This window comes from Dolichospermum sp. UHCC 0352, assembly GCF_009711925.1.
Classification (GTDB): domain Bacteria; phylum Cyanobacteriota; class Cyanobacteriia; order Cyanobacteriales; family Nostocaceae; genus Dolichospermum; species Dolichospermum lemmermannii.
The window spans coordinates 29,810-45,053 of the sequence record NZ_VIKY01000139.1 but is presented as its reverse complement, the minus strand read 5'-3'; the positions used below and the strand labels follow the sequence as shown (position 1 = coordinate 45,053).

The following is a 15,244-nucleotide window of genomic DNA, read 5'->3' as shown; positions in this document are numbered from 1 at the left end:
GTTTCTACCTCATGAATTTATATTAAGCCTTATGTTTCGATTTGTAAAGCTATTTAAAGTAGGTATTAGTTATGAAAGTCATTAGTTTTTCTGATATCATGGGATTTACAGCAGCTATTGTGATAATTAGGCGGGCAGGATGCCCACCCCACAGGAGTTCTGGACTATTTCAGATGTAAAATTCAACCAGGAGGCCAGGACATAGAACGACCGCCTAGTATATGTATATGGAGATGATAGACCGTTTGTCCGCCATCAACACCAGTATTCATAACTACGCGATAACCGTTTTCCAGTCCCGCTTGTTCTGCAACTTTCTGGACTGTTAATAATAGATGTCCTAAAAGTGCTTGATCTTCAGGTTCTGCGGTAGCTAGGCTAACTATGGGTTTTTTGGGAATTACAAGGATGTGAACTGGTGCTTGAGGGTTAACATCTGTAAAGGCTAGTGCTAAATCGTCTTCATAAACAATATTCGCGGGGATTTCTTTACGAATGATTTTACTGAAAATCGTTTCTGTGTTCTGACTCATACAGTTTTACTTACTCATCTGCTCAAGATTTTAAGCGATCGCTGGAACAGGCGATAAAAAGTTAAGCTATTGTGTAGTCAGTGCATTTATAGTTTTATGGCCAAACCTGCGGATGTTAGTACGAAACGCTTAATTAGTCTTGCGCCCAATAATTGGGTAAAATGGGTAACGCAAATCCCGGATGTGGTTGCTGGGGAAATTCTCAATTCTGAATTTCAATGGATTAGTAGGGAAAGTGATGTACTTATCCGTGCTGAAAGTAAAGAATATGGGAAATTTATGGTTCTCAATGAATTGCAATTGCGGTATAAACCAGAAATGCCGCGAAGGATGCGAGCTTATGCAGGATTAGCTGAGGAAAAATATAAATTACCCACATATCCTGTACTAATTAACATTCTCAAAACAGGTGATGCTGAAATCCCCACGCGATATGAATCTAATCTTGCTGGTTTAGAAGTGCGTCAAGATTACCGTGTAATTAACCTGTGGGAAGTAGATGTTAAAATTGCCTTAGAACAACCTTTACCGTCTCTACTGCCTTTTGTGCCGATTCTCAAAGGTGGTGAAGATGAATCTATAATTCGGGAAGCATTGCGTTTATTGCAAGCTGATGAACAATTAAATCAATTAGAAACGGTTCTTGCTTTTTTTGCTACGTTTGTATTAGATAGTTCCTTAGTTCAAGAAATTATGAGGTGGGATATGACAGTTTTACGCGAATCACCTTGGTATCAAGAAATATTGCAACAAGGAATGCAACAAGGAATGCAACAAGGTGAACAACAAGGAGAAAGAAAAGACAGACTCTCTAGCATTGAGTTATGTTTAGAAGTTAAATTTGGCAATGAAGGATTAAAATTCGTGCAGAAAATATCAGAAATATCTGATCTTGAGACACTAAAAACAATTCAACGCTCGATTCTCACCGTTGAAAGTTTAGAGGAACTAAAACACATACTCCAAAGTTTCTCATAACAAGTTCAAATCTCAACTATCACGAGTATAAAAGGTAAAAATGCAGATAATTTCTCATGTTTTGCTATTCGCTTAACCAACTAAAAAGTTGACCAATTGTTAGCTTAAAGGACTCTGCAAAATGGGGAACAGGTAGGCGATCGCTTGCAACTTCAAAAACTTCAATGGTACGATTGCTAAAATAAACAAATACTAATTCTTCTTCTGGGTCAATCAACCACCCCATTTCAGTCCCATGAGTGAGACAATGAAGGATATTGCGAACAACTTTAGTTTGACTTTGATCAGGAGAAAGAATTTCAATTGTCCAGTCTGGTGCGAGTGCAAAGGTATTAGATACTTTACCATTTTCGTCACGGGGAATACGTTCCCAAGTAAAAACTGCGATATCAGGAACAATAGATTTACTCCCAAAGGTACAGCGCAGTTCCGAATAAGCACGAGCGATATGCTGGGGTTTGAGAGCTATATTGATATCAGCACCGAGATCAAGTTGCACCGTGCTGTGTTTTCCTTGAGGCATAGGTTTTTGGATAATTTTACCGTCTATAAATTCGCTGGCTGGTTTGGTTTCTGGCTGTTTGAGAAATTCATCTAAGGTTAGGAGTTTAGTGGGAGTTTGAACCATTATCGTTTGAGTTAAGTGAATTGTAATTATTCTAAATCAATTATCGTGGCATCACATCATCTAACCGCAGTTGCAGCGAGGGTAAAAGAGGAGATTTAATAAATTCTCCTAACCGATATTTTTGCTGACTATAATCTTCTCCAATTAGTTGACAAACTGTAAATGTAGGTTGTTTTGGTTTACCAATAAAAACAACGCCACCCAATCCCCGATAATCAACAATCCAATATTCAGGAATTCCTAATAAAGCGTATTCTTCAACTTTACGCGCATAATCAGTTTCCCAATTACTGCTAACAACTTCCACAACTAACTTAATAGATTTTCCTAAAGCAATCACTGGTTCATGTTCCCAAAAAGGCTCATCGTCAAGTACAGTTTCATCTAATACTACAATATCAGGACGGCGGGCTGTGGCTGTTTCTGCAAAAGGACGGATTAGACAGGTGCGAGGAATAAACCAGGGAAGTTCAGCATGAGTAATAGCAATACCCAGTTTGGTTGCCAGTTTACCACCCACGGCTTCATGTGGTCCAGTTGGTTCCATATCAATCAATTCTGCGTCTGCAAGTTCATAGCGGGGGTTGTTACCGTATTCAAGGATGAATTGTGCAAAGGTTAATAATTTTGTTAATGCTTGAACCATAATTCACCTGCATCTTTAGCTGCTATTATTATATTAACAATCCTCTTGGGTGATTTCACTCATTGTTAATATACCCACAAATCTGCTTTGATATGATCAAGGTTTATTGATATATAAAAAATGCTGGCTAGAGTTTGGAGTGCATCTATCATCGGGATTGACGCTGTAAAAGTGGGTGTGGAAGTTGATGTTTCTGGTGGTTTACCGGGAATTGTGATTTTAGGTTTACCAGATTCCGCAATTCAAGAATCTAAAGAACGGGTAAAAGCAACTTTAAAAAATGCGGGTTTTGCTTTTCCCATCCGAAAGATTGTCATTAACCTAACTCCCGCAGACTTACGAAAAGAGGGACCCGCGTTTGATTTACCGATTAGTGTGGGAATTTTAGCAGCTTCTGAACAAGTTAACGCCGATTTGTTAGGAGATTTTTTATTTTTGGGGGAAGTTTCTTTAGATGGTAGTTTGCGTCCTGTTGCTGGTGTTTTACCTATTGCTGCAACTGCAAAAAAGATGGGAATTACAGGTTTAGTTGTTCCTGCTGATAATGCCCAAGAAGCTGCTGTTGTTGAAGGTTTAATGGTTTATGGTTGTAAAGATATTGCTGATGTAGTGGACTTATTAAATAATCCTAAAAAATATCAACCTGTCCAGTTAAATAAAGCAGTAGAAACTACCCAAGAAACATCTTTAAATTTAGCAGATTTGCAAGATGTCAAAGGACAAGCGCACGCCCGCAGGGCTTTAGAAATTGCGGCTGCGGGAGGACACAATTTGATTTTCGTTGGACCACCAGGAAGCGGAAAAACGATGTTAGCAAGGCGTTTATCGGGAATTTTACCACCTTTAAGTTTTCCTGAATCTTTGGAAGTAACACGCATTCATTCTGTGGCTGGATTGTTGAAAAATCGAGGTTCATTAGTTAGAGAAAGACCTTTTAGAAGTCCCCACCATTCTGCATCTGGTCCATCTTTAGTTGGTGGTGGTACTTTTCCTCGTCCTGGCGAAATTTCATTATCTCACAGAGGTGTACTTTTTTTAGATGAATTAACAGAATTTAAAAGAGATGTTTTGGAGTTTCTGCGTCAACCTTTGGAAGATGGTTTTGTGACAATTTCTAGAACTAAACAATCTGTCACTTTTCCGGCACAATTTACATTAGTAGCCAGTACAAATCCCTGTCCTTGCGGTTATTATGGTGATACAATTCAAGGATGTACTTGTTCACCTCGACAACGGGAACAATATTGGGCAAAATTGTCTGGACCATTAATGGATAGAATTGATTTGCAAGTAGCAGTAAATCGTTTGAAACCCGAAGAAATTACTCAACAACCAACGGGAGAAGCGTCAAAATCTGTAGCAGAAAGAGTGAAAAAAGCACGAGAATTGGCTATGATTCGATTTCAAAAAGAAGAAGATTTACAATGTAATGCTCAAATGCAAAGTCGTCATTTACAAAAATGGTGTAATTTAGATGATGCTAGTCGGACTTTATTAGAAGCAGCAATTAGGAAATTAGGGTTATCAGCAAGAGCAAGCGATCGCATTCTTAAAGTAGCACGAACTATAGCAGATTTAGCAGCAGATGAAAACCTTAAACCCCAGCACGTAGCCGAAGCAATTCAATATCGGACAATTGATAGAATGCAATAACTAAGTAGGTTAGCATTAAAAATTGTCGTTATGGCAAGGCAAGAGGCAAGAGGCAAGAGTGAAGAGGGTTTGGGCGATTTTACTTTTCTTTACACAGATTGGTTTTATTGTGTTCACCTACTTACCCTGTCCAGTGCGATAGAACAAATAAAGCAAAAATAGTCGGTTTAAAAACCAAATTTTGGATTTTGGATCAGTATCAATAACCCAAAATCCAAAGTTTATTAAGCTAGGGCTGGTACAGGAATTTCCAAGTGAGGATATAATGGGAAGCGATCGCACAATGCCGCCACTCGCATCAAACAATCTTTAGTGACTGTATCCGCATCTGGAGAAAGTAAACGATCAGCAATAATATTGCCAATTTCCGTAAATTCTGCCACACCTAAACCCCTAGTAGTCATAGCGGGAGAACCCAATCTTAAACCACTGGTAATAAAAGGTGATTCAGTATCAAAAGGAACTGTATTCTTATTGGCGGTAATATTAACAGTGCTGACTAGTTGATCTCCCTTCTTCCCAGTCATGGCAATAGAACGTAAATCTACTAACATTAAGTGATTATCCGTGCCATTAGACACTAATTTGAATCCTCTGTTTTGCAATTGAGTAGCCAAAGCGCGGGCATTTTCAATCACTTGGCCAGAATAAGTTGTAAACTCAGGTTTAAGAGCTTCACCAAAAGCCACAGCTTTACCAGCAATCACGTGTTCTAGTGGTCCACCTTGAGTACCGGGGAAAACTGATTTATCCAGCTTTTTACCCAATTCTGCATCACGAGTCAAAATCAAGCCGCCGCGAGGTCCACGTAAGGTTTTATGAGTTGTAGTTGTGACAACATCACAATAAGGCAGGGGGTTGGGATGATGACCAGTCGCCACTAAACCAGCAATGTGAGCAATATCTGCGAGTAAGTACGCGCCAACTTCATCAGCAATACTGCGGAACTTTTGAAAGTCAATAATCCGAGGATAGGCTGAATAACCACAAATCAAGAGTTTAGGCCGTTCTTTGATAGCTAAATCACGAATTTGGTCATAGTCTAATTGTTCAGTTTCTTTACTTACGCCATAATGACGGACTTGGAACCATTTACCAGAAACGTTCACTGGTGAACCGTGGGTAAGGTGTCCTCCATGGGATAAGTCCATACCCATAATTGTGTCCCCTGGTTGCAGCAGGGTTAGGAAGACGGCAAAATTAGCCTGTGCGCCGGAATGGGGTTGAACATTGGCATGAGCCGCACCAAATAGCTGTTTAGCCCGGTCAATGGCTATTTGTTCAATTTCGTCAACAAACTCACAACCGCCATAATAGCGTTTACCTGGTAATCCTTCAGCGTATTTGTTGGTTAATACTGAACCTTGAGCAGCTAATACAGCAGCGGAGGTAAAGTTTTCACTCGCAATTAATTCCAAGTGGTCTCGTTGACGCTGTAATTCTTGGTTAATTAGTTCATTAATAGCAGGATCAGAGTTTTTTAACAGGTCTGAATTAGTTTTTGTCACGTTTATTATCCTTATGGCAGTTGACGAAAATCGAGATTGCGGTTAAACCTATTACCAAAGTTAGAAATCAGGCAACTTGTTTATTATAGGATTTAGACTGAAAAGCTTTGAGAACTGGGAACGTCATTATTTAAGAATTACTGACTTTCATCAACGTGGTAGCCTGAATTTATGTATTATTTTGTACTCAAACTTACAAAAATCTAAGATATATAAGATACAATAAACCTAGATTATCTAGTTAGGAACGTGGATTTATTAACTTACAATTCTTTGTAGGTTGGGTGAAGCGACAGTGTAACCCAACATTAGATTACATTCCTGACTCTATTTGGAACAAGGAGGGGTTGAGATGTTAGTCATTGTAATGGACAATCAAATCCTTAGCTCTGAAAAGGTCTGTCAGTCTTGTTTACTAGCAAATGGTAGTGGACAACCTCGCTGGGGTGGAGGTAAACTGCGCTGTGGTCAAGCAATTAGTAAGTTTACGGAACAACAGCCAGATCAATACGAGTGTGTCATGGGCTTTCGTGTCGCCAATGTAGAATAATGTTGATACTCTGCGGTCTAAAGACACGCAGATTCTTTAAGACCTGCTTAAAAAGGATAGTCAATTATCCTCCTAGACGCTCAAGGCAACTACCAGTACGACAGGTATTGCAATTGCGCTTACTTTTGATTTTTTTTTGCTGCTTTTGTGAGTCCATCAATTTTTAATGTTAAACGCTCCATGATTTACCATTGCTTGTTTACCCAGGCTACGGCTATGCCGAGACGAGATAAATCAGGGGTTTCTCCTTAATAAAACACTTCTTGGCGTTGATGGTTATTCCTACTTGCTAATTAATTCTATCATGTCACGGCGAATAAATTCGCCGTTGGCACTTCCTCCACGCATCTATTGCCAAGTGGCTTCCGTGCCTTTCGTTCTATTTGGTGATTTGTCAGCAAGGTCAAGCATCTGCGTTATCCTAAGCTCAATAGCTGTTAAAATTTAGCCACAGGAGAACACAAAATGTCTTGGCGCGGGTCTACAACTTTCCCTGATCGAATTTTTGCCTGTTTACCTTATCTACTGCCTTTGATTGAGGTATTTGCTTTCGGTCAGTTTTTAATGAATGATTTTCCACTTTTAGGACTGATATTTTTGCCCCTGTTGCCACTATTAAGAATTTACTATGGTGTCCGTTATGCGGGAATGATTATTTTCTTTGCTTTGTGGCTGTTGGTGGTCAGAAACGAGAAAATTAATCATTTTATTCGTTTTAACACGATGCAAGCCATCATTCTCGATATTGTGATCTTTTTATGTAGCATCTTGACCGATATTGTGAAATTAGTTCCTGGTAGTGGATTTGCTATGCAAACACTTTATACAACCATTTTCATGGGGATAGTAGCAGCAGTTGTTTATTCCGTTGCTCAGTCATTAATGGGTAAGTATGCGGAAATTCCCGCGATTTCCGATGCAGTACATATGCAAGTACGCTAACAGTTAACGCTCCACAACTGTGTTTTCTAGGCGACCAATTCCTTCAATTTCTACACGGATGCGATCGCCTATTTGCAAAGCTCCTACCCCCATTGGTGTACCAGTTAATATTATATCCCCAGGTAATAAGGTCATCACTTGACTGATATAAGACACCAAAAAATCTGGGGAAAATACCATTTGATCAATACAAGTAGATTGGACTGGATGGGGATTATCATTCAGAAACGTCTGTAATCTCGCTCCTGGGTTTAATTCTCGGACAATCCAAGGTCCCAAAGGACAAAAAGTATCAAAACCTTTGGCTCTTGTCCATTGGGGGTCTTTTTTTTGTAAATCCCTGGCTGTAACATCATTGGCAATGGTATAACCCCAAATTTTACTTTGGGCTTGGGCTGGGGTACAATCACTTGTGCGATCGCCAATCACCAAAGCCAATTCTCCTTCATAGTCTACCCGTTGAGACTGATGAGGATACTTAATTTCTCTTTCTGACGCAATCACAGATGTAGGCGGTTTGAAAAAAATTAGCGGTTCAGCGGGTACAGGTGTTCCCATTTCCGCCGCATGATCAGCATAATTCTTGCCTACACCCACAATTTTTGAAGGCGCACAGGGGGCTAGAATCTTGTAAGAATTGGATGGCAGGATTAAATCCGTAGGTTGACCATCCAACCAAGGTGGAGCATCCAGCACTTCTACATTCTGAGAAAGCTGGAGTAACCCATAGTAAATTTTCCCTTCTTGACTTTGAACTCGCACATATCGCTGCGCCATAACTTTGACAAATATCCTTGAATATACTTTGTTCCAGCAGAATGTGCTTAATGATTGCCATTAAAAACTTGTAAGATTATATGATAAATATTGAAAATCTTATGACCTTAATTAACAAACTATTAACCAGTGGACAAATCCTGCTCAAAATTGTGCTACTGTAGAATAACTAAAAAATTGTCAAAATTCCTTGTTGCTTGAGATGTTAATCAATTAAAGTATCGCCCATAGCAATATTTGTATAAATTAATACCTCTTCAGCCATTGTCCATAAGGTGAATTAAAAAACATGACCACAGTTTACGAAACCATGTACATTTTGCGTCCTGACTTGGGAGATGAGCAAGTAGTACAACAAATCGCCAAATACGAAAACTTAATTCGTGAACACGGTGCTGAGAATATTGAAATTCAAAACCGTGGTAAGCGTCGTCTGGCCTATGAAATTCAAAAGCATCGTGATGGCGTTTATGTTCAACTCAACTACACAGGTCCTGGAACTGTAATTGCTATCATGGAACGCGCAATGCGATTGAGTGAAGAAGTGATTCGCTATATGACAGTCAAGCAAGAAGTTCACAAAGAAAAACCAGAAGAAGTTGTAGCAGCTTAATAACCGCGTTTTCCGAGGTTATTAGTTAGATAACTCCACAAAAAAGATGAACTGCTTGCAGCAGGGCTTCGCTGTCCAAGTTTGTGGTATCGTTCTTGTATTATTAGCGGGCAAGACTTGTACTGAGCTTGCGATGCCCTGAGCCTGTCGAAGGGTCGAAGTATGCCCGCACTACAAGAAATTTTGGATATTTCTTTAATTGGAAGTCTCTTAGCAGTTCAGCAGTATGGCCTGCGTCATACTGCGACATCAGGAAATTACTAAAAATCGCTCAATTATTTCACTCGAACTGCGACCTATGTGATATAATCGGCGCAAGTGAAAAATTAACTATATATATTAAGTAAGAGCTTTAAGTGACTGTGAGCCAATCTGATATACCAAACATCCAAGAACTGTCCACCGAAATCTCGCAGTTGCGCCAAGACTTGCAACTGCGAGATCAATTAGTTCAACAGTTATCTCAAGAACTATTCCGGCTAGTTAAGGGTAATACTAACTTTACACCGCCAAAATCTGAGCCAGAGATAGATTTGAGTCAATTGCAGGCTTTAAGAGATCAAATCCAAGCCGTCGAACAGCAGGTGACGTTCTATCAAGATCAAATTACGAATCGTGATACGGAGATTTACCAATTACGACAGTCTGTACAAGAACTAACTGATCGTAGTCGAATGTTAGAGCAGGTAGTACAGGAATTACCCCAGATTTACCGTCGTAAGTTTGAGGAACGCATGACACCAGTGCGAGACAAGGTAACAATCCTACAACGAGAAAATCGCCAATTGCAAGCCGAATTGCAAAGTGTGAGTTATCGTTTAGCACTCAAGAACCGCTACACCAATCATGGCGGTATTGATTTACCTACTTTTCCTCGTTCGGAAGTTGCAACCGATAGTTTACCTGCTGCCCAAAATGTCTAAAATTTGTGACTGTATTTGAAATAAATCAAAATTTTTATTCCGCAGTACCTATCTTTTTTTGAGGTACTGCGGATTTTAGTTAGGGCTTGCTGAATAAGATTAGAAGGAATAACAGATAAGGGTTTCAGGTTTTTTTGTTGTCGAAAAGTGCAAGGTTTTGGCTGATGGTGTCTCAAAATAGAATAGGTGCATTTTTCTTTGTCGGATTTGGAAAATTGAGGATATCTAGATAGACTTGTTGCAGACATTGAGAATAAGTTAGTGATAACCACTCATGGTTAAGCTAAAACCCTGATTTTTCTACGAAGTCAGGTATCTGAACCTATAATTGGTATATCTCACCAAAAAGTTATTTCACTTGCCATTCCGGGAAATTATTTGATTATGCTCCAAAGACTATATGTACACAACTTCAGGTGTTTAGAAAACTTTGAATTAACAATGAAGGAGATGTCATCTGCTCTCTTGATTGGAAAAAATGGCACAGGTAAATCAACTATTGCAACCGCATTAGAGGTATTTCAATCTATTGGTAGAGGCATAAATAGAGTTGGTCAACTTGTCAAGTCTAAAGATTTTACTCGTGGCAGGTATGATGTTCCCATTCGCTTGGAAATAGAAGTATTACTTGAGGAGAAATTATATAAATACGTCCTGGCCTTAGAGTTGCCAGAAAAATTTAAAGAATTGCGAGTTTTTGAAGAACAACTTTTAGTTGCAGGAAATCCAATTTACTCTCGGAAAGAAGCACAAGTTACTATTTATAGTAGTTCACAAAATCGTGAATCTCAGTTTTTAGTAGATTGGCATTTAGTAGCCCTTCCAGTTATTCAGGAGCAATCAGAAACAGATCCACTTCATACTTTCAAAAATTGGCTGGCTCATATAATTATTCTAGCACCAATTCCTAGTTTAATGACTGGAGATTCCCACGGAGAAACTTTACAACCAAACAGAGATGGTGCAAATATTGGGGAATGGTTTTCTGGTTTACTTGGTAGATATCCTGCGGCCTATAGAGACGTTGATAAATATTTACGGGAAGTTATGCCCGATTTTCAAGATTTCTTGAATGAACTTATCGGTAAAGAGTTCAAAAGTTTAATTGTGAGATTTGCTGAAAATAATGCAACCTTGAATGTTAACTTTCAAGATTTATCTGATGGTGAAAAATGCTTTTTTCTTTGTGCTGTGGTATTAGCAGCTAATAAATTCTATGGGTCAGTTTTTTGCTTTTGGGATGAACCTGACAACTATCTCTCTATCTCAGAAGTAGGTCATTTTATCACATCTCTGAGACGTTCATTTAAGGATAGTGGCCAAATTTTAGTAACTTCTCATAATCCTGAAGCAATTAGAAAATTCTCCAATGAAAACACTTTTATTCTGGATAGAAAAAGTCACTTAGAACCAACTTTAATTAGATTGCTTAGTGATATACCTGTTACTGGCGATTTGATTAATTCTTTGATTTGTGGTGATATAGAATTATGAGTATAAATAAGAATAAACCACATTTGTTAATTTTACCTGAAGATGATGCTAATCGTCAGATTGTTAATGGATTTATTCAAAATTTGAATGTGAATAATCGGGCTATTCAAATCCTACCAATTGCTGATGGTTGGAAAAAAGCTGTAGATAAATTCACAAATGATCATATCAAAGCTATGCGACAATATCCACAGAGAAACATCCTATTAATTATTGATTTTGATGAATGTGAAGATAGATTAAATTTTGTAGAAAGTTATATTCCAGATGATATAAAAAATAGAGTATTTGTTTTAGGTGTACAATCTAATCCAGAGAGTCTTAAAAGGGATATTCAAAAGAATTTTGAGACTATTGGAGAATCTCTGGCTACAGATTGCGCGGAAAACAATCATAAATTATGGGAACATTGTCTTCTCATACATAATAAACCTGAGTTAGAACGGATGATTTTATCTATTAAACCATTTTTGTTTCCAAATTAAACCAAGAAACAATAGTTACACTGCTAAGAAAAAGCCTAAAAAAAGAGAAATTTAATATCTTCCTCTAAAAAAATAAGGAATATTGGGGTTTCCAACCTAATTGGTTGTGAATTTTATCAATATTACCCACTAATTGCACTGATTCATCTGGTCGGTAAAAAGCAGGATCAACAACAACGTAATCTTGCCAGTTTAACCCAACAAAGTTAAAAGCAGGAGATCAAACAACCATTGGTATTGGTGGTGGAGTAGTAGAGCAACGAGCTTGAGAGACACCTTTGGCCCAAATGTGGCTTCCTGAGTCAGCCACATTTTCAAGGGTTTTCGGCGTTCTTCCTTATAATATCAAGAACAATTGTCAGCTTAATATTGTGTTTTCGAGACAATTGTTTGAGAAGACGTAATTGTGTCTTATTGCCATCAACTAATGCCACCCAGTGTTTTTGTTGATTTGGATCACGGTGCAATGCCTCATCAAACGCCTCAGAAATCACCGTTTCCGGTTCTTTGACTAAAGAAGCCCAAACGCGCTTGACTTCAGGACGAGGACGTTGGCTCTGGGGAAATTCCTTGGGGTTGATAATTTGTTCGGCGGTACGAATAAATGGTTTGATAGTATAAACAGCAGCTACCGTTGCCATCCGCTTTGAGTTACGCTTTTCCCCTTTGGTCAATCGTTTTTCTAGTTTCCTTTGACTAGCAATTGCTCGTTTTTGGGTACTGGGGCGTAAATCTTCTCGACCCATGATTACACCCTTGCCATCGGCACTGATGACGATGATTTCTCCTGTCTGTTCTAATTGCTGTGATTGTGATTGCTGGTATTCATAGAACTCATTAAAGTCTCTGGCAATTGTTTGCGCTAATTCTTCCACTTGCCGTTTGGGTACTTGCGCGGCTGTTGTTTTCTTGATAGTTTGAAAACTTCAGTTTATCTGCCTCTATCAATGATTATCTGATTGTACAGGTTTTCAACTTGGTTAGCTGAAAATTCCCAGCTATATTTATTCACAACAAATTGTCTTGCAAGATTTCTAATCTCTCTAGCTAGATCAGAGTTTTGTAGCAGAGTAATCGTAGCTTTCGCAAAATCTTCTGGACTATCTGCTATCAAAATTTCCTTGTCAGGTTTTGCACTCAGAGAACCAAGTCCTAATGTTGTAGTGACTACAGGTAGTCCAGAAGCCATTGCTTCCAAAATTTTGTTTTGCATACCTGATCCTGATTGCATAGGAGCGATCGCAACCTTTGCCTGTTTCAGAGTTTCTGGCATAGACTCTACAAAACCAGTCACTATAACTCCTTCTTTTCGCGCTAAACTGCGAACTTCTCTAGAAGGTTTTGCTCCAGCAATTATAAGAGAAACATTAGGAACTGTTTGTTGAATTATTGGTAGACAAAGTTCAACAAACCACTTAACAGCATGAATATTAGGTGCATAACTCATATTTCCAGAGAAAATTAGAGTTGGATCTATTGGAGATTGTTGTTGTAGACTAAAAAAATCAGTATCTATCCCATTTGGGATAACTTTCACTCGGTCACTAGGAATTAGTTGTGCATCTTTTTCAGATACAACTACTAACTTATTAAATAAGTTAGGCAAATCACGTTCGTAGCGGATGACTCGTTGAAGTTCCTCCTGAAAAATCCAGCGTCGAGGAAAAGATTCCAACACTACACGACGCTCTAAATTTAGTTGCATCGAGTCAATCAGTTCTATAATTTTAGGGGTGTGTATATGATGAAAATAAGGGGCTATCCTCATCATAAAAGCATGAACTATATCAAAGTTGTTGGCTGCTAAAATTGAATCTAGCTGTTGCTGAAACCTACTAGAAGAGTAGTAGCAAGCTTGAAGAGGTAATTGTGAAGTAAATAAACCTTTTCCTACATTGATAAGTGATTGCCATTTAGGAAGAGGAACAGTATATATTGCTTTACAGTAAGGACGTATCTGATCAATATTTTCTAGTTCCCACGAACTATGATAAAGGGTCAACAATGTAATTTCATGTCGCTGACTTAAGATACGAAGACGATGATAGAGTATCAGTTGGTCTCCTTGTAACAAGGGGTAAGGAAATCTCGGAGTAACAAAAAGTATTTTCATGAGTTATTATCATAAGCAATAATAGATTTATAGATATCTAGAGTCTCTTCAGCCATTCTTTGCCAAGAAAATTGCTTTGCTCTTGCTAATCCACGCTGAATTAAGTTATTTCTTAAAGAACTGTCAATCAATAATTTATATACTGCTGTTTCAAGTTCTTCTTGATTGGTGGGGTCTACTTGCAAAGCGGCATCTCCAACAATTTCAGGAATAGATGTTGTATTAGAGGTAATAACTGGAGTACCACAAACCATTGATTCTAAGGGTGGGATACCAAAGCCTTCGTATAAAGAAGGATAGATAAATAATGTTGCACAATTATAGAGACATACTAATTCCTCCTGAGTAACATAGTCAGTAAAAATAACATCATTTCCATATTCAAGTAAACACACAAGATCATAAAATTCAGACTGCTTCCAGTTCGGAATTCCTACGATAACTAACTTTTCATCAATGTTTTTCGTTTGCTTTAGCTTTGAAAAAGCTCTAATAACTAATTTTGTGTTTTTTCGTGGATCTGTACCACCTAAAGTTAATAAATACTTTCCAGATAGATTAAAACTATTCTTGATAATTTTAGATGCGTTTCCCCTGTCAAGTATCCTAAATGCAGCATCCGGTGCTTCATAGGTAGTTATAATTGAGCTTGTTTGAAGACTGGGAAAGTGATGCAGAATATCGCTTTTAGAAAAGTTAGAAACTGTAATCACTTTAGTAGCATTTCTAATAGTTTTGCTGACAATAGCACTTCTGTATATCCTACCTAGTCTTTGATAAGCAACATTTGACTTTGGCAATAGTACGGAATCTTTCAGATACATCACATCATGAATAGTGACTATCAGTTTTGTACTTTTTTTTAGAAAAACTGGAGATGTGTTAGCAGTGCAATGAAGTACGTCTATACCATCTTTAATTGCTTGTCTTGGCAGAACTAGCTGTTCCCATAGTAAATAATTGGCTGGGACTAGGATTCTAACTTCAAAATTTGCAGCTTTTGGTAAAATATTTTCAGAATCAGGTTGATCTGTATAAAGAAAATACTGATTTTCCTGATCTATTTTTGCTAAAGATTGCAATAAATTGAGGGTATAGTTGCCTATTCCCCTACGCTTTTTGAGTGCAAAGCGGGTATCAATTCCAATAATCAATTAAAGGTACTCCTTCAGTCTTGACGTAATCGTAAATAGCAGGTAGGGTTAATGACTATTTCATGTTGAAATAAATTATGGTGTTGATGCAAAGTAATAATCCAGCATAATTAAGGCTTATAGCCTATAACCCACCATAATTTATCGATAAACCTCTTTAGCAGAAACCAAAGAGAACCTGTAAAATCTGGATTTTTGACTGCAAAATTATGTGCTGAATTAATGATATATTGACAGTCTGATTCAA

At 38.1% G+C, this 15,244-nt stretch carries 15 protein-coding genes and 2 pseudogenes; 8 read left to right on the top strand and 9 right to left on the bottom strand.

The genetic code is table 11. The annotated features are described in order from the left end of the window. Positions 1-182: 182 nt before the first annotated feature. Entirely contained in the window at positions 183-533 is a 351-nt protein-coding gene (locus FJR06_RS09660; RefSeq protein WP_168651314.1) for a histidine triad nucleotide-binding protein, read from the bottom strand. Between the two features lie 96 nt (positions 534-629). Here FJR06_RS09660 and FJR06_RS09655 point away from each other — a divergent pair, with 96 nt between their 5' ends. Next, positions 630-1,511, top strand: a complete 882-nt coding sequence (locus FJR06_RS09655) for a hypothetical protein (protein WP_015078359.1) — start codon at positions 630-632, stop codon at positions 1,509-1,511. A 64-nt stretch (positions 1,512-1,575) separates the two neighbouring features. Here the strand turns inward: FJR06_RS09655 and FJR06_RS09650 are convergent, their stop codons facing one another. Continuing rightward, a complete protein-coding gene (locus FJR06_RS09650; protein WP_015078358.1) occupies positions 1,576-2,139 on the bottom strand; it encodes a Uma2 family endonuclease in 564 nt (187 codons plus the stop codon). Between the two features lie 40 nt (positions 2,140-2,179). Continuing rightward, complete coding sequence (locus FJR06_RS09645; protein ID WP_168651313.1) at positions 2,180-2,785, bottom strand: Uma2 family endonuclease; 606 nt, start codon at positions 2,783-2,785, stop codon at positions 2,180-2,182. Between the two features lie 120 nt (positions 2,786-2,905). Here FJR06_RS09645 and FJR06_RS09640 point away from each other — a divergent pair, with 120 nt between their 5' ends. Beyond that, a complete protein-coding gene (locus tag FJR06_RS09640; RefSeq protein ID WP_168634676.1) occupies positions 2,906-4,438 on the top strand; it encodes a YifB family Mg chelatase-like AAA ATPase in 1,533 nt (510 codons plus the stop codon). 224 nt (positions 4,439-4,662) lie between these two features. Here the strand turns inward: FJR06_RS09640 and glyA are convergent, their stop codons facing one another. After that, the gene (glyA, locus tag FJR06_RS09635; RefSeq protein WP_168634677.1) at positions 4,663-5,946 is read right to left on the bottom strand and encodes a serine hydroxymethyltransferase; all 1,284 of its coding nucleotides are present in this window, start codon (positions 5,944-5,946) and stop codon (positions 4,663-4,665) included. Positions 5,947-6,298: 352 nt separating this feature from the next. On the opposite strand from glyA, the gene FJR06_RS09630 reads away from it, so the two are divergent. Further along, positions 6,299-6,496: a hypothetical protein gene (locus FJR06_RS09630; protein WP_015078354.1), complete on the top strand. Its 198-nt coding sequence runs from the start codon at positions 6,299-6,301 to the stop codon at positions 6,494-6,496. Positions 6,497-6,961: 465 nt separating this feature from the next. Beyond that, positions 6,962-7,438 (top strand): Tic20 family protein, encoded by a 477-nt coding sequence (locus FJR06_RS09625; protein ID WP_015078353.1) that lies wholly within the window; start codon positions 6,962-6,964, stop codon positions 7,436-7,438. A gap of 3 nt (positions 7,439-7,441) precedes the next feature. On the opposite strand, the gene FJR06_RS09620 is transcribed toward FJR06_RS09625, so the two are convergent. Further along, complete coding sequence (locus tag FJR06_RS09620; protein WP_015078352.1) at positions 7,442-8,215, bottom strand: fumarylacetoacetate hydrolase family protein; 774 nt, start codon at positions 8,213-8,215, stop codon at positions 7,442-7,444. Between the two features lie 289 nt (positions 8,216-8,504). On the opposite strand from FJR06_RS09620, the gene rpsF reads away from it, so the two are divergent. The 4 genes from rpsF to FJR06_RS09600 all read left to right on the top strand — a co-directional run bounded on the left by rpsF (position 8,505) and on the right by FJR06_RS09600 (position 11,730). Continuing rightward, positions 8,505-8,828, top strand: coding sequence for a 30S ribosomal protein S6 (gene rpsF, locus FJR06_RS09615; protein WP_015078351.1), 324 nt, complete (start codon positions 8,505-8,507; stop codon positions 8,826-8,828). 362 nt (positions 8,829-9,190) lie between these two features. Next, positions 9,191-9,751, top strand: a complete 561-nt coding sequence (locus FJR06_RS09610) for an Npun_F5560 family protein (RefSeq protein WP_168651312.1) — start codon at positions 9,191-9,193, stop codon at positions 9,749-9,751. Between the two features lie 384 nt (positions 9,752-10,135). Continuing rightward, positions 10,136-11,245 carry an AAA family ATPase gene (locus tag FJR06_RS09605; protein ID WP_015078349.1) on the top strand — a complete coding sequence of 370 codons (1,110 nt, stop codon included), beginning with the start codon at positions 10,136-10,138 and terminating at the stop codon, positions 11,243-11,245. Then, positions 11,242-11,730, top strand: coding sequence for a hypothetical protein (locus FJR06_RS09600; RefSeq protein WP_015078348.1), 489 nt, complete (start codon positions 11,242-11,244; stop codon positions 11,728-11,730). Before FJR06_RS09605 ends, FJR06_RS09600 begins: the two co-directional genes overlap by 4 nt. A 64-nt stretch (positions 11,731-11,794) precedes the next feature. On the opposite strand, the pseudogene FJR06_RS09595 reads toward FJR06_RS09600, so the two are convergent. The 4 genes and pseudogenes from FJR06_RS09595 to FJR06_RS09580 form a co-directional block, all read right to left on the bottom strand. Then, a pseudogene (locus tag FJR06_RS09595) lies at positions 11,795-11,944 on the bottom strand (GDP-mannose 4,6-dehydratase); the annotation flags it as partial. A gap of 124 nt (positions 11,945-12,068) precedes the next feature. Continuing rightward, positions 12,069-12,650, bottom strand: a pseudogene (locus FJR06_RS09590) (ISKra4 family transposase); the annotation flags it as partial. Positions 12,651-12,661: 11 nt separating this feature from the next. Beyond that, positions 12,662-13,843, bottom strand: coding sequence for a glycosyltransferase (locus FJR06_RS09585; protein WP_015078346.1), 1,182 nt, complete (start codon positions 13,841-13,843; stop codon positions 12,662-12,664). Further along, positions 13,840-14,997 (bottom strand): glycosyltransferase family 1 protein, encoded by a 1,158-nt coding sequence (locus tag FJR06_RS09580; protein WP_015078345.1) that lies wholly within the window; start codon positions 14,995-14,997, stop codon positions 13,840-13,842. Before FJR06_RS09580 ends, FJR06_RS09585 begins: the two co-directional genes overlap by 4 nt. Positions 14,998-15,244 lie beyond the last annotated feature (247 nt).

Excerpts from the sequence above, each read along its gene's own strand:
- FJR06_RS09660 (WP_168651314.1), bottom strand. The coding sequence starts at position 533 with ATGAGTCAGAACACAGAAACGATTTTCAGTAAAATCATTCGTAAAGAA.
- FJR06_RS09655 (WP_015078359.1), top strand. The coding sequence starts at position 630 with ATGGCCAAACCTGCGGATGTTAGTACGAAACGCTTAATTAGTCTTGCG.
- FJR06_RS09650 (WP_015078358.1), bottom strand. The coding sequence starts at position 2,139 with ATGGTTCAAACTCCCACTAAACTCCTAACCTTAGATGAATTTCTCAAA.
- FJR06_RS09645 (WP_168651313.1), bottom strand. The coding sequence starts at position 2,785 with ATGGTTCAAGCATTAACAAAATTATTAACCTTTGCACAATTCATCCTT.
- FJR06_RS09640 (WP_168634676.1), top strand. The coding sequence starts at position 2,906 with ATGCTGGCTAGAGTTTGGAGTGCATCTATCATCGGGATTGACGCTGTA.
- FJR06_RS09630 (WP_015078354.1), top strand. The coding sequence starts at position 6,299 with ATGTTAGTCATTGTAATGGACAATCAAATCCTTAGCTCTGAAAAGGTC.
- FJR06_RS09625 (WP_015078353.1), top strand. The coding sequence starts at position 6,962 with ATGTCTTGGCGCGGGTCTACAACTTTCCCTGATCGAATTTTTGCCTGT.
- FJR06_RS09620 (WP_015078352.1), bottom strand. The coding sequence starts at position 8,215 with ATGGCGCAGCGATATGTGCGAGTTCAAAGTCAAGAAGGGAAAATTTAC.
- rpsF (WP_015078351.1), top strand. The coding sequence starts at position 8,505 with ATGACCACAGTTTACGAAACCATGTACATTTTGCGTCCTGACTTGGGA.
- FJR06_RS09605 (WP_015078349.1), top strand. The coding sequence starts at position 10,136 with ATGCTCCAAAGACTATATGTACACAACTTCAGGTGTTTAGAAAACTTT.
- FJR06_RS09600 (WP_015078348.1), top strand. The coding sequence starts at position 11,242 with ATGAGTATAAATAAGAATAAACCACATTTGTTAATTTTACCTGAAGAT.
- FJR06_RS09585 (WP_015078346.1), bottom strand. The coding sequence starts at position 13,843 with ATGAAAATACTTTTTGTTACTCCGAGATTTCCTTACCCCTTGTTACAA.